Source organism: Brevibacillus sp. AG162 (assembly GCF_006715575.1).
GTDB lineage: Bacteria > Bacillota > Bacilli > Brevibacillales > Brevibacillaceae > Brevibacillus > Brevibacillus brevis.
Genome location: NZ_VFNO01000006.1, coordinates 153888 through 176326 on the forward strand (window position 1 = coordinate 153888; position 22439 = coordinate 176326).

The following is a 22439-nucleotide window of genomic DNA, read 5'->3' on the forward strand; positions in this document are numbered from 1 at the left end:
GCGAGACGTAAGCAAATGCTATTTCTCCTCCATCCCGGGATAAGCTAGGATAGGAAAAGTGCGCGATCGGACGACGGACAACGAGAGAAGGAAGTGATGGGATTGAAAGAAAACGCACCTACCATGAACCAACGAATTGATGCATTAGATACCGTACGGGGCTTCGCCTTAATGGGCATTCTCCTCGTCAACATCGTGGCATTGCTGTATGCGCAATCACCTGAAATAGGAAGTGTAGACCACTGGCTGTTCCAGTTTTTCAATTTCTTTGTGGAATCGCGCTTCTTCGTGATCTTTTCCTTCTTGTTTGGTGTGGGCTTCTATATTTTCATCAGTCGAGCAAAAGCAAAAGGGGCCAACAGCATCGTTTTGTTCATTCGGCGCCTGATTGCGCTACTCGCTCTTGGCTTTATGCATAAAATGTTTCACCCTGGCGAAGCACTCTTCATCTACGCCATCTTCGGATTCATCTTACTGCCTTTTTATCGATTGAAGGCGCGAACCAATCTGATCATCGGACTTGTTCTGTCGATAGCTGTCTGTGCTACCAGCTTCAAACCGCTATTGGTGCTTCCATTGTTTATTTTGGGACTTGCTGTCGGGCAGTACGGGATCTTTCAGGACATTCCGAGATTTTTGCCTGTGATTAAAAAAGTGCAGGGCGTGACCTTCGTCCTTTCGTTAATCGGCTTGTTTATCCAATACCGACTGACTCCGGCTGATCCGGCAATGGGTGGGGCGAATCTGGTTGTAGATGATTCCATGTCAGAAGAAACCCTTCAGCAGCTGATGAACTACACGATTGCCTTGACCTCCACAGGTCTTGTCATGGCTGCCTTTTACACGACGACCTTGATTCGGCTGCTGCAAAATAAAACCGTCCAGACCGTCCTCTCTCCGCTGACCAGCTATGGGCGCATGGCGTTGACAAACTACGTCGGACAAACCGTATTGATCCTTGTGGGAAGCTATATGTTCGATTGGTTTGGCAATCTCGGCTACCTGCAAACGACACTGATCTGCCTTGGTATCTACGTGGTGCAGATGGTATTTAGTGTACTTTGGCTGTCTGTCTTCCGCATGGGACCACTTGAGTGGGTATGGCGATTATTTACGTATATGAAAATCACACCGCTGCGAAAATAAACAATTAAAGACCCCAGAAAAGCTGCCTTGGTTGACAGCTGACCGGGGTCTCTTATTATTTTTTCGCCAAGTATTTGCGAATGTCAAAAGCAACGGCTGCCACAATGATGAGTCCTTTGATGATGAGCTGCCAATACGGGCTGACTCCGATAAACGTAAGTCCGTAGTTGATGACGCCAAAAATAAGGACACCCGCAAGCACACCTGGAACGGTACCAATTCCGCCAGACGTCGAGACTCCCCCTACCACACAGGCTGCAATGGCGTCCAGCTCGTACATGTTGCCGTAGTTGTTCGTCGCGCCACCTGTCCGGGCTGCCTCCAGAACTCCTCCGAGTCCATACAGGGCACCAGCAATGGCATAGATAATCATGAGGTTGAAAGCGACGTTGATCCCGGAAACAGTTGCGGCCTGCATGTTGCCTCCGATGGCGTACATGTTTTTACCAAGCCGTGTTTTGTTGAAGATTACCCAGACGATGAAGGCAACCATGATCGCAATGATGACAATATACGGAATCGAATACGGGCCACTCGGGCCGATGTACCCTGTCCCAAGCTGATTGAAGTCACTCCGCAGTCCAGCGATTGGCTGCGATTGATTGGGCTCCATATCAAAATAGATGGAGTTGAACCCGTATACAATGACCATCATGCCCAACGTAGCGATAAAAGGTGGCACACTAAAACGAGACACAATAATGCCGTTGATCAGACCAACCAGCAAGCCCGCAGCGATTGCGATGAGAATGGGGATAAGCAACGGCAAATCGGGTAAATCCGGGAAAAACCTCCGCGGATAGTCTTGGCTTTGCAGCATTGAGGCAGAGATGACAGCCGTCAATCCGACCACTCGCCCCGCGGAAAGATCCGTTCCGCCTGTAATAAGAACAAACGCAGCACCCAAGGCAATAATAGCGCGAGTGGAGGATTGCACCAAAATATCCCGAAGCGTTGTAATGGAAAGAAAATTAGGGTCGTAAATCGCAATTCCCGCGATCAACAAAACCAGAACGATATAGATGGCGTTTTGCGTAACAAAGCCTTGCACCTGTTTAGCAGACAACTGAGACATGCCTGTTCGCCTCCTTTCTCATGCAAGATGTTTGGTAGCCAGCCGCATAATCTCTTCTTCGGTTGCCGCTGTACCCGACAAAAAACCGGAGAGCCTACCCTCGCACATGACCATGATTCGATCTGACATTCCAAGCAACTCTGGCATTTCCGAGGAAATCATAATGATCCCTTTTCCTTGACTCGCCAGTTCCGCGATGATCGTATAGATTTCGTATTTGGCGCCGACATCGACTCCACGCGTAGGTTCGTCCAGCAATAAAATATCCGGATCAGTCAAAAGCCACCTCGCCAACAGAACCTTTTGCTGATTGCCCCCTGACAGATTTTTGATCAAGGCTTTCATAGAGGGAGTCTTGACGCGGAGCATCTCGATGCTTCGGCTGACATCCGCTCTTCGCTTGCGCTCATTGAGGAGCAGAAAAGGTGTTTGGTAACTGGCCAAATTCGCGATGACCGTATTTTCCAGAATCGATAAGACAGGAATGATGCCAGTGACTCGCCGCTCCTCCGTCAAGAGCGCCATTTTGTGCTTCTTCGCATCCTTCGGTGATTTGATCCGCACCTCCTGACCGTTGATCGACACTTTTCCTGCTGACACTGCGCGCAATCCAAACAATGCCTCAATCAGCTCTGTTCGTTGTGCGCCCACGAGGCCGCCTATGCCCAAGATTTCGCCTTTGTGCAATTCAAACGACACGTGCTGAAATGACTGGGAAAATGGAGAGGTCAGTCCTTCTACCTTCAAAATCGGTTCTCCTGGCGTATTGGATCGACTCGGGAAACGCTGCGTCAGGTCCCGTCCAACCATTTTCGAGATGATCAGGTCAGTCGTCAGCTCGGCTGCCCGCCATGTTCCAATGAGCTTGCCATCGCGCATGATCGTCACGTCATCCGCAATCCGTAAAATTTCTTCCATCTTGTGCGAAATATAGATGATGGCGACACCTCTGCTCTTCAGTTCGCGGATGATCGCAAATAGCTGCTCCACCTCGTTTCCCGTCAGTGAAGACGTCGGTTCGTCCATAATAATCACTTTGGATTGGTAGGAAACAGCTTTGGCTATTTCAAGCGACTGTACCTTGGATACAGACAAATCACGGACAACAGCGTGCGGATTCAAATCCATTTCCAGATCAGCAAACAGCTTCTTCGTATCCGCGAGCATTCTTGTCTCATCCACAAACGGAAAAGGACCGATTCTTTTGACCGGAAAACGACCTAGCCAAATGTTTTCCATGACATTGCGAAAGGGCACCGGATGCAGCTCTTGATGAATCATGGAGATGCCATGGGCCAGCGCGTCCTTTGAGCTGCTCATCGTCACCTGCTCATTGTTTAGCAGGATTTCTCCCGCATCTGGTCGATATATTCCGAAGAGACACTTCATCAGGGTCGATTTGCCTGCCCCATTCTCTCCCATCAGTGCATGAACAGTTCCGGGACGGACTTTTAGCGTGACATCGTCGAGTGCCTTGACCCCTGGAAATTCTTTATGAATGTGGTTCATTTCCAACAAAAATGCATGCTGAGCCATGCGAGTGCCCTCCTTTTTGCAAAATCATCCCCATCACCGAAACAGGAGAGTCGGATTCGTCTCTTCACCGACTCTCCTGCTTTTTATTTCGCGTCGTTCATGTTTTCCTTGGTGATTTTTTTGTAGGGCACCCACACGTACTTCCCATCCGTAATGTCAAAGCCTGTAGAATCTTTCGTTGGCGTTTCACCCTTCGCCAAAGACGCCGCGATGCTAAGGGTGGCTTTTCCTTGGTTATTCGCATCGTTGAGGACCGTTCCGAGCAAGGTTCCCGCCTCCAACTCCTTCAACGCAGGTGCTGTGGCGTCCACGCCAACAACAGGCATGTACTTGCCATTCGCAAAATAGCCAGATGCCTTCAGCGCTTCGATTGCCCCCAGTGCCATATCGTCGTTGTTGGCAAGAACGGCTTCGATCTTGTCACCGGAAGCTGCGAGGAAGGCTGCCATCTTTTCCTGCCCTTTTACGCGATCCCACATGGCCGTATCTTCCGCGACCTTCTCTACTTTAATCCCTGCATCTTCAATCGCCTTCACCGAAAACTTCGTCCGCAGCTCAGCATCCTGATGCCCTGGCTCGCCTTTTAACATGACATATTGGAGGACACCATCCTTGTTTTTATCTGCTTCCGGATTTGCCTTCCAGTAATCGACGATCAGCTCGCCGGAGATCGTGCCGGATTCCTCCGCTTTTGCTCCCACGTAGTAAACCTTATCCCACTTCTGCATATCCTCTGGCATCGGCTCACGGTTGAAGAAGACGACGGGAATATTGGCTTGTTTCGCCTTGTCGATAAGGACGCCAGCAGCTGTGCGATCCACCGGATTGATGGCGAGGGCATTTACCTTTTTGTTAATGAACAAATCCACTTTGTCATTTTGCGTAGGCTGGGCATTTTGGCTGTCTACAATGTCCACTTCCGCTTTGCCTTCTGCGGCTTTCGAAATCGCATTGCGCACTCCTGTCATGAACGTATCATCGAACTTGTAGATGGCGACTCCGATTTTGGGATTCCCCGCAGGAGACGAGCCTCCCCCGGACGCTGCCGGCTGCGAACCGCCAGATTGTGAGCATCCAACCACCGAGAGTGTAACAGCGGCTACCAGTGTAGTGGCAATCAGCTTTTTCATTCGATAATCCCCCTTTATCCCCTATGTTTACATCTGATATACACCAAATGTAAGCGTTTTCTCAAGCGTGTTCCATCGAAAATCCTGCGCATTTCTATCAAAATTCTCATCTGTTTTTTCGGTGGCCTATTTTACGAAGGGAAAGAGGAGCTTTTGATTCTCCGACCAAAACATATTCTCCCGATCGATTGCTTTTGTTCCGGTGTCGACCAGACTGGGCACTGCTTCTCCGTTGCTCGCTTCGACTGCGTACTTGACGCCGAGATATCCCATCGATAGCGGCTTCTGGATGATCGTCGCGGAGATGATCCCTTCCTGCAAATACTCCAGCACTTCCGGTGGACTGTCGATTGCTACGATTTTGACTTTGTCCCGCAGTCCACTGTTTTCCATTTCCTCGGCCACACCGATCGCTGTACTGGCATCGAGTGCAATCACCCCTTTCAACTGCGGATGCTTGCGGATCAGTTCGCGCGTCCACTCACCGATCTGCTTTTTATCCAAGGGAACATTTTCGTTGGCAATCAATTCAACCTGCGTTTCCCGTGGGAGCAAATCGAGGACGCCCTGTTCTCTTCGTTTGGCATTTGCCTTTACCCGATCTGTGCCGAGCAATGCGATTTGTCCTTTTTTCTCGATCAGGTACATCATTTTTTCGAATGCCTTCATGCCCATATCGTAGTTATCCGTCCCAATGTAGCTTTTGACGGCTGAATCTTTTCCGACGGTGTCGAGTACAAGGATCGGGATGGCCCTCTCCCTAGCCAGCTTGATAGCTTCTCGCAAAACTTGTTCGTCACTAGGTGCCACCACGATTGTCTCGGAGCCATCTGCGATTGCCTGCTGCACCAGCTCCATTTGCCTGTGGGCATCCTCCTCATAGTCTGGCGCGTAAAAATTCAGGTTTCGCTCATATTCCTTGGCAGCCATCTCCGCCCCGAGCTTGACCGTTCGCCAATAATCGCCGTGCTTCATACGGACGATCAGCGCCACTGTCTTTTTCTTGCCTACTTCCCCATCTGTAATCGGAGCACTACACGAGTAAAAAAGCGTCACCACTGCCAAAACGACCAGTCCGTATACGCTAAAACATTTCACCGCTGCCGTCCTCATAATCGATCTCGCTCCTCTGCAACCTGGCGCGGAATCCATACACGCACAACGGTCCCCTCTTCCTGTTCGCTCGCAATTTCCAAACCGTACTGTTCCCCGAACGTCAAGCGGATGCGCTCTTGCACGTTTTGTATCCCAACGCCCGAGCCTTCTTCGCTTCTATAAAAGCCGGCTTTTACTTGTGCAAGAACATCAGGGGACATGCCCAAGCCATTGTCGCTTACCTGAAGTAACACCTTACCGTCGATGAGTGCTGCAAATATGCGAATCATGCCCGGATCAGCCAAATGCTCAATCCCGTGGTAGATAGCGTTTTCCACAATCGGCTGGAGCAGTAACTTCAGCGTCAGACAATTGAGCACCTCATCCTCATTCTCGACCACGATCTCGTACTCAAATTTTTGTTTGTACCTCATTTTTTGAATAATAAGATAATGGCGCACATGCTCCAGCTCTTCCCGCACCGTGATTATGTTCTTGCCTCTGCTCAGGCTAATCCGAAACAGCTTTGACAACGAAGTAATCGTGGTGATGACATCCTCGTTTTTTCCGTTGCCGACCATTCTGACCACAGAGTTCAACGTGTTGTACAGAAAATGCGGATTGATCTGTGCCTGTAGCACCTCCAGCTCGCTTTTTCGTTTGGCTTCCTGTTCCCGAATGATCTGGTGCATCAATTCCCTGACCTTCGCGACCATCAGATGAAAACGCAAGGAAAGCTGTTCGACCTCATGGCTTCCCCGGATCGGTTCACTCTCTGAAAAGTCTCCCTGCTCCACCTTTTCCATGGATCGCTCCAGCAGCTTGATCGGTCGTGATATTTTCGCAGAGAGATAGTACAGCACGAACAACACAATGACAATCACAAAGATGAGCAGCCAAAAAATGAAGCGACTGATTTCTTTTTTGGTCGTCACAATCTCGTCCATGTAGGAAACCCCAATGATTTTCCAGCCTAGCTGATCGATCGTCTTGATGGTAATCAAACGCGATTCGTCCTGTGTCTCTTCTACATAGCTGCCATAGGAATGCTTCAGCGGCAAGGAACGATTTTCATTTTTCAATCCAGCGTAAATCAACTGCTGCTGCGGATGGTAGACGATGTTCCCGACCAAATCAATGATATAGACGTACCCCTTTTTCCCCAAGCCCACTCTCTGGCACAGCTCATCGATCTCCTTGAAATTCACATCGACTAAAAGTACGGCCGGAATTTCTCCGTCAGGTCCATGGAGAAGAATTTCCCGACTCATCGAAACGACCCAGGTGTACTCCCCTTTAAACAAGTTCTGGATATGCGGAAGTGAAAAGGACAGGTTCGTCGGGTCCTCGATCGCCTTTTGGAACCAGCTCTGTTCGGTCAGACGAGTGTTTTTTCTCAATACTTTGGAAGGAGTTGTGGCCAACAACGTTCCGTATCGTGTAAAAACCGCGATGGAGACGATGTCCTTTCTCGTTTCTACGATTGTCTCAAGCTGTTCGTTCAGCTCGTCTGCCGTGAGTCCCTTGCTTCTTCTGATCTTGTCATCAACGAGTTCGAAAATTTGCGTCATCCCATTCATATAGCTCTCCAGATTGTATTTCACCTGCTCCAGGATTTGCTGCGTGTGCAGATACGCGTTTTGCTCTGCCGTCTGCGCAAATTTTCCGTACAGCATCACCCCGACAAACAGCATGACGAGTACCGTCACGAGTGTAAAGGAGGTGGTAATGATAAATTGAATGCCTTTGACCTTGATCACCGCAAGCAATCTCTTCATGGGTTAACCTTCCTGCTCGCTCTGACTTCGGTACTCTTTGGCGGACATGCCTGCATACTTGCGAAAGCTGAAGCTAAAGTAATTGGGATCGGTATATCCTACTTTCTCCGCGATTTCAAAGGACTTCAAATCGGTCGTCCGCAAAAGCTCCTTGGCCTTTTCCATGCGTAATGACAGGAGATAGGTCACAAACGTTGTCTTCGTTTCTTTCTTGAAAATACTGCTAAAATAACCGAGGCTGATGTGCAGATGATCGCACACCTTGTGGATGGATATGTCGGGAGAATGATAATGCGCGTGGGTGTAGTCCAATGCCTGCGTAATCAATCGCCTGTACGTCGTTTGCCGTCCGTTTGCGATACTCGCCATGAGGCGCTCACAAATATCTGTGATCTGTTCGCGGGCATCCTCCATACCGGTAAAAGTCGTCATGACCTGCAAGAGATAGCGTTGTCCGCCAAACAGTTGATCCATGTCAACTTCGGCACGATGGGCAGTCTTCAAGATGGTCGTCAAAATCTCCAACAAATAAATTCGGTAGTCCTCAATGGATACCGGAACACGTGCCACTTGATCAAACAATTCATCAATCACGTTCCGAAGCTCCGCACTCGTCCCCATTTTGATGCACCGAACCAATTCATGTTCCCTTCTCTCATCGAGGCGTATCTGCTCTCTCGCTTGCTTTTCCACGTCATTGATCACAATCATCCTGTTGCAGCCGAGGATGCTTCTGTAATCGAGTGCCTGCATGGCGTCCTCATACGAGTAAGGGAGTGCCGCTACATCTGTCACGACGTTGCCGATTCCGATTGTTACCGTGATGCTCATATATTTTTCAATCGTTCTCCTGATTTCTTCGGCGATATTTTGTGTTTGCACTTCGATTCGTTGCGTGTCGTCTGCTTTTGTTCGCATGAGCAGCACAACCTGATCTTCATGGAGAAAAACGATGCCCGCCTGTTTGCCTGCGTTCAGCTGTTCTTCTGCGATATTTTTCACAGCGAAAAGAAACAGCTGCTGCTCCTCCTGCTTGGGCTGGTCTATACAGATGACCGCCACGAGATATTCGGGACTCCTGAGCTCTATTCCGTATTCGCAGGCTTTTGAATAAACATCGTGCTGTACGAGCTGACGACTCAGCAAAGATGATAAAAAAACTTCCCGCAAAACCGGCAAGCTTTTTCGATAGCTATCGCGCAGCAGCTGAACGTTTTCCCGATGAGCCGCCTCCTCGTCCATCCGTCGCTTGACCTTGTCCAGCGCTTCCAACAGCTCACTCGCGGAAAACGGCTTGAGCACATATTCATCAATTTGCAGCTTCACGGCCTTTTGCGCGTACTCGAACTCATCAAACCCAGTCAGGATAATGATGCGAATGGCAGGGTAATCACGCCCGATAGACTCCGCCAGCTGAAGTCCGTTCATAAAGGGCATCTTGATGTCGGTTACGACGACGTCCGGTCGAAGTCTCTCTACCAACTCCAATGCCTCTTTGCCGTTTTCTGCTTTGGCAACCACCTCATATCCGTGGCTATGCCAGTCAATTTCTTGGCTAACCCCTTCTCTTACATCTTCTTCGTCATCTACCAATATCAGCTTATACATAGACACCTCCCGCTGTTGTACTTGTACAACGGGAGGCGATTGTTTTCCTGCCAATGGAATGGTATGGCGCTACCACGTCTTATTCAGATCATCTGCATAGAACAGAATCGCTTTTTGATAGGCCAAAATCGCAGGATCGCTTGAGGTTTCCGCGAGGTTTTTCAGGAGAAGAGTCATGGCTTCGTGATGCTTACCTAGATTGTAATACGCCATGGAAAGAAAAATCGGAAAGGAACGGTCGCAGGGGAACTGTTGCATCCCCTTCGCGAGCGTAGCTGCTGCCTGCTCGTATTGTCCCAGCGTGCGATACGTACTGCCCAGACCCAGTAATGCCCCGTGCAGGTCGTCTTCGACAGACAGTCCGAGCTCAATCGCTTTCTCGTAAAAGGGAACGGCTTCCTTCTCCAATCCGGCTGCATCGTGGCACCATGCACATTGATAATGGGCAACAGGATCAGTCGGGGATTGGCTGACGAGCTGAAGGGCAAGCTGGATCGCTTCGTCCAGATGCCCTTCTTTTCGCAGCTGAATGATATTTTGGATCATCGGGTTCATGTGAGCACTTCCTTTGCCTGGGTATCTCTCTTCCCCCTAGCGTAACAGGGCAGCTTGGCAAGGTGAAGACTTAAATTATGTACCCTGCAAGGATTTTGTCCGCTCTCTTTCGCTTCTCCGTTGTCGATAGGCTCTCATCCACGACCAGCCCAAAATGAGAAACGGAACCAGAACCAACAGGATCAACAGGATGCCGTCCCAAAACTCCCACGAGTGAAGCGAAGCGTTTTTCATATCGTCTGCGATGATCCAAATGAAATCAACCGCCATACGCAGCTGATACTGGACAAAGAACCAGATTCCCCACACCGATCCGATCAAGTAGACCCAGCTATACCAGCGGATGACTCTTTTCTCATGGTCGGCTACGTACTCCCATTCCTCCTGCTCATCCTGCGTCAGGGAACGGAATTTCGCTTTTAGAAACAGGCGTGTATTCACCATCAAATTGGAGCATTGGAACTTGGTTGCCAATACGTAATACAAGTCAGTCTGCATGAAAACCATGAACTGAAAGGCCAAAGCCATTAGCAGGATCACATTCAGCATACGAATGAATGCTTCCATGAAGGGCACAAGCGTCAGCCAGCCTTGATCATTGGCAAACAACAGAATGACACCGATCCCCATAAACATCGCATCCCAGGACATTCCCGCCAAAAACGCCCTGTATCTGCGCTGTGGATCAACGAGAACAATATTGGACATATTCGTCTCAGCTACGGCAAAAACAAGTCGATGTCCCAGACCGATACGACTGCCGATCCCCAATGATCGGGCCGCCATCAAGTGGGCCATTTCATGGAAAAACAGAAAAACCCATGTAGCCACGAAAGAAACCACTACGGAAACCGTCACGGAAGAAGAAACAAAAATATCGGAATAGACCGGGATATACTTGCCCGTAAACACACAAATCAAAAGACCTGTGAAAAATAAAATACCGTATAATCCAAAAGCAACGCGGTTAAAGAAAAACTGACCCGTACCCTGCTTGATCCAAGAGAAATGATCCACAACCGGTACTGGCTCGTTGACAACTTCTCCATCTGCCATGTAGACAAATTGATAGGAACCAATTAAATCCTGCGCAAAGTCGAGCACATCCACCGGTTCGCCTAACCGTTCTTCCATGATTGTCGCTACTTCATTGATGCTCTTCCCTTCATCCAGCATATCGATGATCTCGACACCAATGGCCGGAAGCACAATGAAATTGCTGATATCCGTTCGGCCAATGAGGATCTCTTCCTCGTTTTCCGCCCGGCGCGCAAGCGGGTGCATCTTGAGAATGCTATCTCCCGAGATATTCACTTACAGACACCTTCCTCTCTTACAGGAACGACTCCTTACTTTGCGAGCACTTCTTTTCGCTTGATATGAAAAATCGGCTCCGTTCCGCTGCCTCTTCCACAAGTCGGGCATTCGGCTTCATTTCGCTCCCACTCAAAAAACACACTCTTTTCCAACGTATTAAAGTCGAAAATGATAAATTTGCCCGCTGATTGTACCGGAGCGATCCCTGTCAAATACCTGATTGCATCGGAAGCCATCATTCCCGTAATCATCATGGTATTGGGTGCAATCGTGGCAGTAGGCAGGATAAAGTTGGTATCGAGCAGCCTTTGGATCAACTGCGAATAGTCTTCGATCTGTCTGGAACGATGCAAATGCATGCAGTCGATACAGCCTGTCTTTCCAGGTTCTACCATAAAGAACTGTCCTTCGATGAGGTTGAATCCCCCAGCAATGAACGGGATTTGCAGCTTAGCGCAGGCATGATTCACCCATCTCTGCAAAAAGAAAAAGGGCTGATCGGCTGCGAGCATCACGAGGTCACTTCCGGCAATAACCCGCTCCACGTCTTCGCTGGACTTGATTTGCAGCGTCTCCGTTTCAATCAATACCTCAGAATGAAGCCTTCCGATGAAATCACGTGCCGCTTCCACCTTCAGCCGACCAATATCCTTTTCGTTAAAGACCATTTGTCGGTTCAAATTGCTGAGCTCCACTCTATCAAAATCCACGAGCTTGATATGCTGGATTCCCGCTCCTACCAGATTGACCAGTAGCGTAGAGCCAAAGGCACCCATTCCCAGGATCGTCACTTTTTTTCTACTTACCTGTTCCTGTAGCTCGCTAGGACTTTGATTGAGATCAGTGAACAAGGAGAAGTAGCGGATATTCGCTTTATACCTTTCCTTTTGTTCCGAAGTCAGAACGGAAGCCTCTTCCTTCGCCTGATCCATCAGGAAGCCCAAGGCACTGAGTGATTCCACTGCTTCCACTATTTCTTCATACGTAATTTCAGGGTAATCAACAGCCAATAATGTATGTATTTCACCGACAGTACGAGTGCCATCCATCAGTTTGATCATCTTGCGGATGGACCCATTCTCGTCTTCCAATTCGAAGGTATAGCCAGGCGCCTCTCCCAAGCGGATCATCTGCTCTGTCACTTCATAGACGGGATGCACTGGTTTAAATAAAGGACGACGTTCCATAATACAAAACACCTCCCAATAGTGGGGTTCGCTAACCCGGCTCATTTTAGATGAAAAAAGGGAATAGCTCGTGTGCTATTCCCCCTCTTCTTAAGAGAATTAAGCTGCTACTGCAGTAGTGCGAACGCTTTCAACTTTTTTCGCTTGGATTTTCATGGATAGTTCCCCCTCTCTTCATTCAAAAATTAAGACAAGTTCATTATATTTCATGAATTTACAGAATTCTACAAATATTAGTAAAAAATTATATATTTTGGTAATATTCTACTATTTATTTCGTAAGCAATAGGATTTTCCTTCCAAATTCTATCCAGAATATTACAAATCCTTCTTTGCCGGAAATATTTACTAGTCTTTTTGGAAAATACTCCTGAATTTGGGACACTTTCATTTTGGGATTCGTAGTACTAGGATGTAATAGGGAAATTTCACCAAGATCACTTTTGTTTGATCAAAAAAGGAAAAGCTGCGCAGCGAGCCTTTTTTGCCTAGGGGGAGCACAAATGGAGGAAGATCGAGTGATCATCGGGCGGGTCTTGCAAGGAAACAAAGACTCCTACTCCGAGATCATTACCAGATACCACGGAAAAGTAAGTTCCATTCTTCGTAAAATGTTGGGACATACACCTGATGCACAAGATATCGTGCAGGAAATTTTCATCAAGACGTATTACCATTTACCAGAATATAAAACAAACTACGATTTTTCTGCATGGTTGTACCGGATAGCAGCTAACCACTGTCTGGACGAGCTGCGCAAGCGCAAGCGGAAGCAGCAGCTCACCACCAGCGAAGAAATAGAACCAGTGGATAGCCATACGCCGGAGGTTGCCTTTCTGAATAAGGAGGGTCAGCGCCTGTTGCGTCAAAGGATGATGTCCGTCGAAGAAAAGTATCGGATCGTCCTCGAAATGCGCTACTTCGAATCATTGAGTTGTGAAGAAATCAGCCATCGACTTTCGATTCCGTCGAGTACTGTTCGGACGCGTCTGTCTCGTGGAAAAGACAAGTTAAGGGAAGCAATCGGGCATGCAGGGCAAGGGGGGGACTTTCATCTATGAAATGCTTAGATAAAGGACAAATTGCTTTGTATCTATACGACCTTCTTGAGCCAGAAGAAGCCGAGGTCATAGCAGCTCATTTGGAAGAATGCCGTCATTGTCAGTTGAAGTTGAAGCAGGAGCTGGACGAGCTGGAAGATCCGGAAGAATCGCTAGCGACAGATGAGCCATCCGATGCTGTCATCCAAGACATCATGGCTAGTCTTCCCCCTTACCCCATACACGTCCTGAAACGATCAGAGAGACAAAACATACAGAAGAAAATCGATTGGAAAAAAAGGAGCCTGGATATCGTGAAAAAAGCAACCATCGCCGTAGCAGGAATGGCAGCAGTCGTCTATTTTGGAACACTGACTTCACCATCTTTTGCGACTTATGTAAATGACTTGTATGCCGCTACCATAAAATCACAGCCGAAGCAGACAGAGAGCAGCTTGTTTGCAGAAGAAGCGTCCGAGGACGCTCTCATCCAGCGCGGACTTGAAGAAGGATATAACAAGAAGCTTGATTTGAAAGCCGTCGACAACGGAATGACGCTGGAAGTAAAAGAAGTCATGGCAGACACGAGGGATGTCCGGATTATTTTCGGCTTCAAGGATAAGAATGGCAAGCAGCTTGAAAAGTTGTTCCGGAATTTCCCACTGGGAGATGAAGATAAACTGAACGAAACCTATGAAATCAAAATCACAGACGAAGATGGAAACGTTCTTGAGACAATTGATAAGTACCATCTTAATTATAACAAGAAGGAAAGCATCGGCGAAAAAGATGAGTACTTGATGGTCAGCCGACCGATTAGCAGATATTTTACAGATGTCAGCAAGATTCCTGACAAACTGAACATCGAGCTTAGCATCAAGAAGCTGGACAAAGTTGACGGAAATTGGAGCGTGACGATTCCTGTTGATATTTCCAAAGCCAAAAAAGAAACGAGAATTATCCCGATCAACGAGCAATACACCGCTCCTAATGGCGAAGTGATTGATCTAAAGCAAGTGATGGTGACACCTGGCCAGACTGAATTCGTGATTGAGAACACGGGTGAAGGTGGTAGTTCCCAGCCCTTAACCTATGAAGTTGTGGACGACAAGGGAGCTGTCCTGGCGGCCTGGAGCAAGCTGGATCTATCGAGTGAATTTGGCGAGGAACCGAATCCGTTTTTCAAAAATGTAAGCAGGGAGTATTTCGTCCGTGCAAATGAGGACAAAAATATTCACTTCATCACCTATCATTCCTTGCCAGCCGATAATAATCTGACCTTTAGAGTGGGCGGTACTTACGATCAGGTTCCTTCGAATTTTAAGCAAAAGCTGTCCATTGAGACTCTGAAGACCCAGCCTGTAACGATAAAGCACAATGGAAATACGCTCACCTTTTCAAACTTTGCAGTAGAAGAGATAACAAAAATAAATCCAATAACGTCTGCCAAACATAAAATGCTGCGTAGTACATTACAGCTTGAGGCAACTTTGGCACCGGGTGTGGTCTTCTTAGACTCCTGGGAGGGTGCTGACGAGCAGGGGGAAAGATACAACTTCAACTTCAAGGGATCCACAACAAAAGATGAAAAAGGGAATTTTATCATGAAAGGTACACTCGTAGATGATATGGACGTCATCCCGAAAGAGATGACGCTTACGATCGAGGAACAAGTGAACAGAGCAAAAGATATGGATTGGAGCGTAGCACTTCCACTGAAGAACTAACGCAAAAAAAGACCACCACTCCCAATGAAACTGTAACAGCTCATGGGAGTGGTGGTCTTTTTTAGTTTTGGGTTCCTTTTACATCCTTCAGTACGAGCGGGATCAAGTACGAATCAAATCCCGGCACAACCGCATCCAGCGAGGAAATCTCCAAAGCAGCCGGTACTGCGTAACGATGCAATCGCGACATCAATTCGAGCGTATTGTCATAAGTCACACCGTACGTGCCGCCTACATTTTTTATTAAAAACTCAAAATTCATTCTTTTTGCAAAAAACTTTTATTTTTTGGAAAATCCCCCCGATTTTGGGACGCTTTTCTTTTGGGATTCGTAGTACTAAATGTAATGGGAAAATTTCACCAAGATCACTTTGTTTGATCAAAAAAGGAAAAGCTGCGCAGCGAGCCTTTTTTGCTTAGGGGGAGCACTAATGGAGGAAGATCGAGTGATCATCGGGCGGGTCTTGCAAGGAAACAAAGACTCCTACTCCGAGATCATTGCCAGATACCACGGAAAAGTAAGTTCCATTCTTCGCAAGATGCTGGGACATACACCGGATGCACAAGATATCGTGCAGGAAATTTTCATCAAGACGTATTACCATTTACCAGAATATAAAACAAACTACGATTTTTCTGCATGGTTGTACCGGATAGCGGCCAACCACTGTCTGGACGAGTTACGTAAACGTAAACGCAAGCTTGCGCTCAGCTCGAACGAAGAGATAGAGCCAGTGGATAGCCATACGCCGGAGATTGCCTTTCTGAATAAGGAGGGGCAGCGCTTGTTGCGTCAAAGGATGATGTCCGTCGAAGAAAAGTATCGGATCGTCCTCGAAATGCGCTACTTCGAATCATTGAGTTGTGAGGAAATCAGTCATCGACTGTCGATTCCTTCGAGTACTGTGCGGACGCGCCTGGCTCGGGGAAAAGACAAGCTCAGGGAAGCAATCGGGTATACAGGGCAAGGGGGGGACTTTCATCTATGAAATGCTTAGATAAAGGACAAATTGCTTTGTATCTATACGATCTTCTTGAACCAGAGGAAGCCGAGGTCATAGCAGCCCATTTGGAAGAGTGCCGTCATTGCCAACGTAGGTTGAAGCAGGAGCTGGATGCGCTGGAAGATCCAGAAGAATCACTGGCGACAGACGAACCGTCCGAAGCAGTCATTCATAGCATCATGGCGAACCTTCCCCCTTACCCTATACACATTCTGAAACGATCAGAGAGACAAAAATTGCAAAGAAAAACCAATTGGAAAAAAAGGAGTCTGGATATCGTGAAAAAAGCAACGATCACTGTAGCAGGAATAGCAGCAGTTGTCTATTTCGGAACACTCACCTCCCCTTCTTTTGCAACGTATGTACATGGCTTGTATGCATCAACCATCAAACCTCAGCTGAAGCAGACGCAAGAGAGCAGCCTTTTTGATACACTAGCCTCCACAAACCTCCTCATCCAACGTGGACTTCAAGAAGGCTATAATAAAAAAGTTGATCTGAAAGCTGTCGATAATGGAATGACCCTTGAAGTAAAAGAAGTCATGGCGGACTCAAGGGATGTCCGAATTCTTTTTACCATCAAGGATCAGAATGGAAAACCAATTGAGGATCTGTTCTCTCGTGTTTTGCAGGACGAAGGTACATCCTATGAATTGAAAATAACAGATAAGGATGGCAAGACGTATACAAACTACGATGAGGAATTCCAAATCGGGTATAATGATTTGACGCAAGTAAAAGGACAGAGTGAGCTCATTATGCTCAGTCGCCCCATCCAAACCTTTTTTAGTGATACGAGCGAGATTCCAGATGAATTGAACATCGATCTTGTGATCAAGGACGTCGAAGGCATTGACGGAAAATGGAATGTTACCTTTCCAATTGACATTTCCAAAGCGAAAAAAGACACAAAAATTGTTCCCATCCATAAACAATACACTGCTCCAAATGGCGAATTGATTGATCTAAAGCAAGTCATGGTGACACCAGGCCAGATTGAATTCGTCATCGAGAACACCTTGGCAGAGTATACCTCTCAGGGTCTTACCTATGAAATTGTGGATGATACAGGAGCCGTACTTGCCAAATGGAGCGAAATGAATAGAGGGAACAAGGAGAGATACCCACAGCCATATTACAAAAATGTAGCCAGAAACTACTTTGTCCGTGTTGTCGATGACACACCAACAGGCAAAAAGGTTAACTTTCTCACATTTCACTCCTTGCCAACGGATAAAGACCTGACCTTTAGAGTCGCAGCGACCTATCAAACCACTTCCGCAGACTTTGAGCAAAAGCTGTCCATTGATGCGATGAAAAACAAGCCTGTCACAACAGAGCATGATGGAAACGTGTTTACCTTCTCGAATTTTACTGTAAAAGAAGAAACGATTCGGAACGAGAAGAGAATGAGTGCAACGATGCAACTGGATGCAACCTTGGCACCAGGTGTTGCGGACGTAGATAAATTTGCAGCAGTTGATGAAAATGGCAATAAATACACCGGCTATTTCAAAGGCTCACTAACAAGAGATGCAAAAGGCAATATTGTCTTGAGCGGTCCACTCAATTTGGTGAAAGATCTGAAAGCTATCCCGAAAGAACTGACGATTTCCATTAAAGAGCAATTGAAAGAAAACAAAGATGTCGACTGGAGCGTAACCCTTCCCTTGAAAAACTAAAGTAGACATGAAAAACCACCTCGCCCAATCATAAGTTGGGGAGGTGGCTTTTTTAGTTGCTTGTTCCCTTAACGGCCTTCACAGTAGCCAATGCAGCAGCGAGATCATCATAAATGACATTCCCCACAACAACCGTATCTGCAATCGCAGCCATTTCTGCCGCTTGCTCCGGGTTACGAATCCCTCCGCCATAAAAGAGGTGGGCTTCGCCCGCGCCTGCTTTGGCTGCCTTGACGATCGCCGGATCGCCGTATGTACCGCTGTACTCCATGTAGACAATTGGCAAACGGCAAATGTTCGTCGCTACCTGTGCGTACGCTTTGGCCTGCGAGGCATCCGCAATCGGACGTGCTTTCGTCAGCTCTGCTACGCCCGCTTCTGGATTGGCGATGATATATCCTTCTGTAATGATCTCATCCCAATGAATATAAGCACCAAACGCTTGAAGCCCCGATACATGCGGAGCAAAAATCCAGTCTGGATCGCCAGCGTTCAGTACGAGCGGGATCAAGTACGAATCAAATCCCGGCACAACCGCATCCAGCGAGGAAATCTCCAAGACAGCCGGTACTGCGTAACGACGCAATCGCGACATCAATTCGAGCGTATTGTCATAGGTCACACCGTACGTACCGCCTACAATGATCGCATCTGTTCCGGACTCGCAAATCGCCTCCAAGGCCTCGTCATCGATTGTTTTATCCGGGTCTAGTTTAAATGTATGGCGCCAGCCACGATAGTCAATCAACGTTGCCTGCCTCCTAGCTATTTTCCGATCCGCTCGAGCGCCATCTGGTATCCGTCATTTCCATAGTTCAAACAGCGTTTGACGCGGGAAATGGTCGCCGTACTTGCGCCGGTCTCTGCTTCAATCTGATTGTAAGTAAAGCCTTTGCGGAGCATTCTCGCCACTTCCAGGCGCTGTGCGAGTGACTGCATTTCGTTCACTGTGCACAGATCGTCAAAAAACTGATAGCACTCTTCCATCGTTTCCAGGGAAAGAACTGCTTCAAACAACTGTTCGAGGCCTTTTCCTTTTAATTTTTCCAATTGCATGTCTGTCACCTCTGTTATATAGTCCGTCTTTTCGAGCGGTTTCTCACTGTACAATTTTTAAGCACTAAAGCTTCAACAATTATCTTAGAAGAAACCGCCTTCATCCGCAAGCCCTAATCCTTACTGGAACTTGAGCGACTTCGACAGACCCGGTGAGTTCGGCAATATGGCCACCCATGTATTTCCTGGCAAAAGTGGTGCTTCTTGCGTCAGAGCCGCGTCCTCATAGACACGGATGACACCATTGCTACGCTTCCATTTGACCTTGCGCGCTTTTCCTTGCTGGAATAAATAACCGTCCCCCGGACCAATTACATCGACCGATAGACGCCCTTCTTTATCCAGCACACGGTGTTTGGCAGAGATGACCAACAGATTGGTCGTGGACAACTGTCTCTTGTCGCTCAAGTCCAAATGCGGCTTGCCTGCCGTGAAGCGCATGTATTTCTTTTGCTCGGCATCATATGTAAAAGCAGCTTTATTCAATGAGTGGAACGTCAGATCTACCTGTGTAGCAGGCTGGCCTTCCTTGATCTCGGCATCCTCCGGCAGGAACGTGAAGTGAGGCACCTCTGCCGTTTGACGCATCCCTTTATCCTGCATCGCTTTTTCCAAGAGCTCTGGCTTGGTATACAGGTTATGTGGCATTTTGCGGAATTTTTCTCGCCAAAAGTATTGACCATTCGGGATTTCATCCAGATGACTGAGGTCTTTTCGCGCCAAAGTTTCCAGTGCATCCGGACTGCCTCCCGCGTGAACGAGGACCGCATCAAAGCCAGTCCCGATCTGGATAAAATAAGGGCGGATACTGCGGACAGGTCCGATTACTTCTGGTGTTTGGCTTTGGAATATCGCAAGAAAGCGGGTCATTTCCCCTTCTGACAATACCTCATAAATCATGTCCGCTTTGTTGATGCCTGTTTGTGGACGGGCGGGCGGAGCATTGTTGATCATCACCATGATCGGTCGTTTGCTCCCCAGATTTTCGTGACTGCCAAGTCCTGTCATCGGTGCCTTATACGCATATTGGATGGGCTGATTCGTTTCCGGTGGCGTTTGCACAATCGGATCAGGCATCTGCGGACTCGGTTGGGTGTCCACCGGCTTTTGACCGCAGGCCGTAGTTAAGAGCATGAAGGCTAGTACCATGAGAGACGATTTGACTGTTCGTTTCATATGAATCGCTCCTTTCCATCTCTCGTTGTTGTTTTTTCCCCTGTTTCTTTTTCCAGAAGGATACAGGTGAATCCTGCTTCCACACGTTTTCCACGATTCTCATACGTCCGTGCCACACATCTTGTTTTTGGCTATGCTACAATATTGATATAAAACAGATGCAAAGCGAGGCCGAAATCCATGAATACCCCCTACCTCGTCTATCTGGTGGACGATGAAACGAACCTGTTGGAGCTGCTGCAATCCTATTTGCAAAGTGCCGGATTGCAGGTGAAAGCGTTTTCTAGTGGCAAGGACGTCTTGCCGTTACTTGATGAAGAAACACAACCACATCTGTGGATATTGGACATCATGATGCCCGACATCGACGGCTACGAGCTCTTGCGCCTTATCCGCGAAAAGTCGAATGTACCCATCATCTTCATCTCTGCTCGCGATCAGGATGTCGATAAAATCATCGGACTGGAACTGGGCAGCGATGACTACTTGGCGAAACCATTTCTACCACGTGAACTGGTCATCCGTGCGAAAAAGCTGCTACAGCGTACCTATGAGAAGTCCAATGGCACTGCTTCCTCTACCCAAACTTTCCAAGATTGGGTAACGGTTGATCCTTATATGATCTCAGAAAAAGGCAGACAAGTAAAAGAAGGCGACGAACTCATTGATCTAACTACAAAAGAATTCGAGCTAATCGTCTACCTTTTGCACAATCAAGGTCTGGCCTTGAATCGCGAGCAGATTCTGACTTCCATCTGGGGGGAAGACTACATCGGCTCAGACAGGGCTGTCGATGACTTGGTGAAGCGTATCCGCAAGAAAATGCCCAAGTTTCCATTGGAGACGGTCTATGGCTTCGGCTACCGTATGACACGTCTATGAGCAAATTCCGACTGAAAAACCTGCCGATATCCAGGCAAATCCTCATTTTGTTCATGATCCTGACAAGCGTCCTCGGGGTTGGCCTTGGTATCGGGTATCCAATGGCTGTCAAACAGTACCTGGTCTCCAACACTTACTCGCTCTTGGAAGAAGAGTTTTACACCTTATCTCAGCATATCTCCTTCAACGAGCATAATGAGCTGCTGCCTGTCCCGGCTGCGGCCCCTTACTTTTTACAGCTCTTGCTCCAACGTTATGAGTACTCATTTGATATGATCGTCTATGCTGAAAACGGTCAGGAGCTGGGTCGCCGGAGCAATACCAATGGCCGCATTCCGTATGAGGATACCAAGGAGCTGTTCCTAAAAGCAGCCACATACCCAAGCCAAAAGCTGCAGCATGGTTCGCTGGACCGTGGAGCCGAGAGCTATTTGTTCGTCAGCAAAAAAATGGACTACCACGGCTTCCCTTACTACATGGTGCTGTTCTCCAAGGAACAGGAGCTCAACCAGATCAACTCGATTTTGACACGTCAGTTTTTACTCGTGTTTGGTCTGCTGCTGCTCGTAAGCTGGCTGTTGGCCGTGTGGTTTAGCGGGTATTTGAGCAGACCGCTGCGCACACTTGAAGAGTTGTGCAAAAAGATCGCCCGTCGTCAGTTCGATATCCCGCTTGCGATGGATCGCGGAGATGAGATCGGACAACTCGCCCGCTCTTTCGATATGATGAAAAACCAACTGAAGGAATACGACGAGTCGCAGCAGCATTTTGTCCAAAACATTTCCCATGAGCTCAAAACACCGATTATGGCGATTCAAGGATATACGCAAGGACTCATCGAAGGCGTCTTCCAGGGACCTCAGGCTGAAAAAGGACTTTCTATCATCATGGAAGAGAGCAAGCGCCTCGAAAAGGTCGTCGGACAGCTCTTGTACATCACGAAGATCGAGTCTGTCTCCCAAATGATGCAAGTCGACCGCGTCGACCTGTCAGAGATGATGCACCTGTTGAAACAGCGGCTCTCCGTGCTCAATCCGCAAATCGAGTGGGAGTTAAATCTGGCAGCTGACTTGATCGTAGAGGGAGACGGCGAGCAATTGAGCACTGCGTTCGTCAATATCATGGAAAATCAACTGCGCTACGCCAAAAGCCGACTGACTATCACAGGAAGACACGCGGGAAAAAGCGTCGTCGTCGCGATTTCCAATGATGGGCCACCCATTGAGGAGGCGCTGCTGCCGAATTTGTTCCAGCGTTTCCGCAAAGGAAAGTCGGGCAAGCATGGGCTTGGACTTGCGATTGCCCGTGCCGTCTTGGAAGCACATAAAGGGACGATCGATGCCCGCAACGATCCAGATGGACCTTGCTTTACGATGATTGTACCTGTTGAATTTAAAGGCCGATTAAATTGATAGGAGGGGACACTTGTCCTCTCTTTTTCTATT

19 protein-coding genes and 1 pseudogene are annotated in these 22439 nt (G+C 47.9%); 7 read left to right on the forward strand and 13 right to left on the reverse strand.

Annotated features, from left to right (window positions below):
* The first annotated feature begins 96 nt into the window (after window positions 1-96).
* Window positions 97-1146 carry a DUF418 domain-containing protein gene (locus FB479_RS19325; protein WP_142066392.1) on the forward strand — a complete coding sequence of 350 codons (1050 nt, stop codon included), beginning with the start codon at window positions 97-99 and terminating at the stop codon, window positions 1144-1146.
* A 55-nt stretch (window positions 1147-1201) separates the two neighbouring features.
* On the opposite strand, the gene mglC is transcribed toward FB479_RS19325, so the two are convergent.
* The 9 genes from mglC to FB479_RS19370 all read right to left on the reverse strand — a co-directional run bounded on the left by mglC (window position 1202) and on the right by FB479_RS19370 (window position 12427).
* On the reverse strand, window positions 1202-2221 hold the full coding sequence (gene mglC, locus FB479_RS19330) for a galactose/methyl galactoside ABC transporter permease MglC (protein ID WP_106652545.1): 1020 nt from the start codon (window positions 2219-2221) through the stop codon (window positions 1202-1204).
* An 18-nt stretch (window positions 2222-2239) separates the two neighbouring features.
* Complete coding sequence (locus FB479_RS19335) at window positions 2240-3757, reverse strand: sugar ABC transporter ATP-binding protein (protein WP_142066393.1); 1518 nt, start codon at window positions 3755-3757, stop codon at window positions 2240-2242.
* 83 nt (window positions 3758-3840) lie between these two features.
* Window positions 3841-4887 carry a galactose ABC transporter substrate-binding protein gene (locus tag FB479_RS19340; protein WP_142066394.1) on the reverse strand — a complete coding sequence of 349 codons (1047 nt, stop codon included), beginning with the start codon at window positions 4885-4887 and terminating at the stop codon, window positions 3841-3843.
* A 126-nt stretch (window positions 4888-5013) separates the two neighbouring features.
* Window positions 5014-5985, reverse strand: coding sequence for a substrate-binding domain-containing protein (locus FB479_RS19345; protein WP_255438456.1), 972 nt, complete (start codon window positions 5983-5985; stop codon window positions 5014-5016).
* 11 nt (window positions 5986-5996) lie between these two features.
* Entirely contained in the window at window positions 5997-7760 is a 1764-nt protein-coding gene (locus FB479_RS19350; RefSeq protein ID WP_142066396.1) for a cache domain-containing sensor histidine kinase, read from the reverse strand.
* Between the two features lie 3 nt (window positions 7761-7763).
* On the reverse strand, window positions 7764-9368 hold the full coding sequence (locus tag FB479_RS19355) for a response regulator (RefSeq protein ID WP_142066397.1): 1605 nt from the start codon (window positions 9366-9368) through the stop codon (window positions 7764-7766).
* Between the two features lie 69 nt (window positions 9369-9437).
* Entirely contained in the window at window positions 9438-9923 is a 486-nt protein-coding gene (locus FB479_RS19360) for a tetratricopeptide repeat protein (RefSeq protein WP_142066398.1), read from the reverse strand.
* Between the two features lie 75 nt (window positions 9924-9998).
* Window positions 9999-11237: a hypothetical protein gene (locus FB479_RS19365; RefSeq protein WP_106652538.1), complete on the reverse strand. Its 1239-nt coding sequence runs from the start codon at window positions 11235-11237 to the stop codon at window positions 9999-10001.
* Window positions 11238-11272: 35 nt separating this feature from the next.
* A complete protein-coding gene (locus FB479_RS19370; RefSeq protein ID WP_142066399.1) occupies window positions 11273-12427 on the reverse strand; it encodes a HesA/MoeB/ThiF family protein in 1155 nt (384 codons plus the stop codon).
* 503 nt (window positions 12428-12930) lie between these two features.
* On the opposite strand from FB479_RS19370, the gene FB479_RS19375 reads away from it, so the two are divergent.
* Together FB479_RS19375 and FB479_RS19380 are read left to right on the forward strand one after the other, a co-directional pair.
* The gene (locus FB479_RS19375; RefSeq protein ID WP_106652536.1) at window positions 12931-13488 is read left to right on the forward strand and encodes an RNA polymerase sigma factor; all 558 of its coding nucleotides are present in this window, start codon (window positions 12931-12933) and stop codon (window positions 13486-13488) included.
* Window positions 13485-15194, forward strand: a complete 1710-nt coding sequence (locus FB479_RS19380) for a DUF4179 domain-containing protein (protein WP_142066400.1) — start codon at window positions 13485-13487, stop codon at window positions 15192-15194. Before FB479_RS19375 ends, FB479_RS19380 begins: the two co-directional genes overlap by 4 nt.
* A gap of 88 nt (window positions 15195-15282) precedes the next feature.
* On the opposite strand, the pseudogene FB479_RS19385 reads toward FB479_RS19380, so the two are convergent.
* Window positions 15283-15429 (reverse strand): annotated as a pseudogene (locus FB479_RS19385) (geranylgeranylglyceryl/heptaprenylglyceryl phosphate synthase); the annotation flags it as partial.
* A gap of 196 nt (window positions 15430-15625) precedes the next feature.
* Here FB479_RS19385 and FB479_RS19390 point away from each other — a divergent pair.
* Both FB479_RS19390 and FB479_RS19395 read left to right on the forward strand, forming a co-directional pair.
* A complete protein-coding gene (locus FB479_RS19390; protein WP_142066401.1) occupies window positions 15626-16183 on the forward strand; it encodes an RNA polymerase sigma factor in 558 nt (185 codons plus the stop codon).
* Window positions 16180-17880, forward strand: a complete 1701-nt coding sequence (locus FB479_RS19395) for a DUF4179 domain-containing protein (protein WP_142066402.1) — start codon at window positions 16180-16182, stop codon at window positions 17878-17880. Before FB479_RS19390 ends, FB479_RS19395 begins: the two co-directional genes overlap by 4 nt.
* A gap of 52 nt (window positions 17881-17932) precedes the next feature.
* Here FB479_RS19395 and pcrB read toward each other — a convergent pair whose 3' ends face one another.
* The 3 genes from pcrB to FB479_RS19410 all read right to left on the reverse strand — a co-directional run bounded on the left by pcrB (window position 17933) and on the right by FB479_RS19410 (window position 20112).
* Window positions 17933-18628 carry a heptaprenylglyceryl phosphate synthase gene (gene pcrB, locus FB479_RS19400; protein WP_142066403.1) on the reverse strand — a complete coding sequence of 232 codons (696 nt, stop codon included), beginning with the start codon at window positions 18626-18628 and terminating at the stop codon, window positions 17933-17935.
* A 17-nt stretch (window positions 18629-18645) separates the two neighbouring features.
* Window positions 18646-18936 (reverse strand): YerC/YecD family TrpR-related protein, encoded by a 291-nt coding sequence (locus FB479_RS19405; protein ID WP_007717484.1) that lies wholly within the window; start codon window positions 18934-18936, stop codon window positions 18646-18648.
* Window positions 18937-19056: 120 nt separating this feature from the next.
* Entirely contained in the window at window positions 19057-20112 is a 1056-nt protein-coding gene (locus tag FB479_RS19410; RefSeq protein ID WP_142066404.1) for a DUF3048 domain-containing protein, read from the reverse strand.
* A 180-nt stretch (window positions 20113-20292) separates the two neighbouring features.
* Between FB479_RS19410 and FB479_RS19415 the strand changes: the two genes are divergently transcribed.
* Both FB479_RS19415 and FB479_RS19420 read left to right on the forward strand, forming a co-directional pair.
* Window positions 20293-20994, forward strand: a complete 702-nt coding sequence (locus tag FB479_RS19415; protein ID WP_106652532.1) for a response regulator transcription factor — start codon at window positions 20293-20295, stop codon at window positions 20992-20994.
* Entirely contained in the window at window positions 20991-22406 is a 1416-nt protein-coding gene (locus FB479_RS19420) for a sensor histidine kinase (protein WP_106652531.1), read from the forward strand. Before FB479_RS19415 ends, FB479_RS19420 begins: the two co-directional genes overlap by 4 nt.
* The last annotated feature ends 33 nt before the right edge of the window (window positions 22407-22439 follow it).

Excerpts from the sequence above, each read along its gene's own strand:
- FB479_RS19325 (WP_142066392.1), top strand. The coding sequence starts at position 97 with ATGGGATTGAAAGAAAACGCACCTACCATGAACCAACGAATTGATGCA.
- mglC (WP_106652545.1), bottom strand. The coding sequence starts at position 2,221 with ATGTCTCAGTTGTCTGCTAAACAGGTGCAAGGCTTTGTTACGCAAAAC.
- FB479_RS19335 (WP_142066393.1), bottom strand. The coding sequence starts at position 3,757 with ATGGCTCAGCATGCATTTTTGTTGGAAATGAACCACATTCATAAAGAA.
- FB479_RS19340 (WP_142066394.1), bottom strand. The coding sequence starts at position 4,887 with ATGAAAAAGCTGATTGCCACTACACTGGTAGCCGCTGTTACACTCTCG.
- FB479_RS19350 (WP_142066396.1), bottom strand. The coding sequence starts at position 7,760 with ATGAAGAGATTGCTTGCGGTGATCAAGGTCAAAGGCATTCAATTTATC.
- FB479_RS19355 (WP_142066397.1), bottom strand. The coding sequence starts at position 9,368 with ATGTATAAGCTGATATTGGTAGATGACGAAGAAGATGTAAGAGAAGGG.
- FB479_RS19360 (WP_142066398.1), bottom strand. The coding sequence starts at position 9,923 with ATGAACCCGATGATCCAAAATATCATTCAGCTGCGAAAAGAAGGGCAT.
- FB479_RS19370 (WP_142066399.1), bottom strand. The coding sequence starts at position 12,427 with ATGGAACGTCGTCCTTTATTTAAACCAGTGCATCCCGTCTATGAAGTG.
- FB479_RS19375 (WP_106652536.1), top strand. The coding sequence starts at position 12,931 with ATGGAGGAAGATCGAGTGATCATCGGGCGGGTCTTGCAAGGAAACAAA.
- FB479_RS19380 (WP_142066400.1), top strand. The coding sequence starts at position 13,485 with ATGAAATGCTTAGATAAAGGACAAATTGCTTTGTATCTATACGACCTT.
- FB479_RS19390 (WP_142066401.1), top strand. The coding sequence starts at position 15,626 with ATGGAGGAAGATCGAGTGATCATCGGGCGGGTCTTGCAAGGAAACAAA.
- FB479_RS19395 (WP_142066402.1), top strand. The coding sequence starts at position 16,180 with ATGAAATGCTTAGATAAAGGACAAATTGCTTTGTATCTATACGATCTT.
- FB479_RS19405 (WP_007717484.1), bottom strand. The coding sequence starts at position 18,936 with ATGCAATTGGAAAAATTAAAAGGAAAAGGCCTCGAACAGTTGTTTGAA.
- FB479_RS19410 (WP_142066404.1), bottom strand. The coding sequence starts at position 20,112 with ATGAAACGAACAGTCAAATCGTCTCTCATGGTACTAGCCTTCATGCTC.
- FB479_RS19415 (WP_106652532.1), top strand. The coding sequence starts at position 20,293 with ATGAATACCCCCTACCTCGTCTATCTGGTGGACGATGAAACGAACCTG.
- FB479_RS19420 (WP_106652531.1), top strand. The coding sequence starts at position 20,991 with ATGAGCAAATTCCGACTGAAAAACCTGCCGATATCCAGGCAAATCCTC.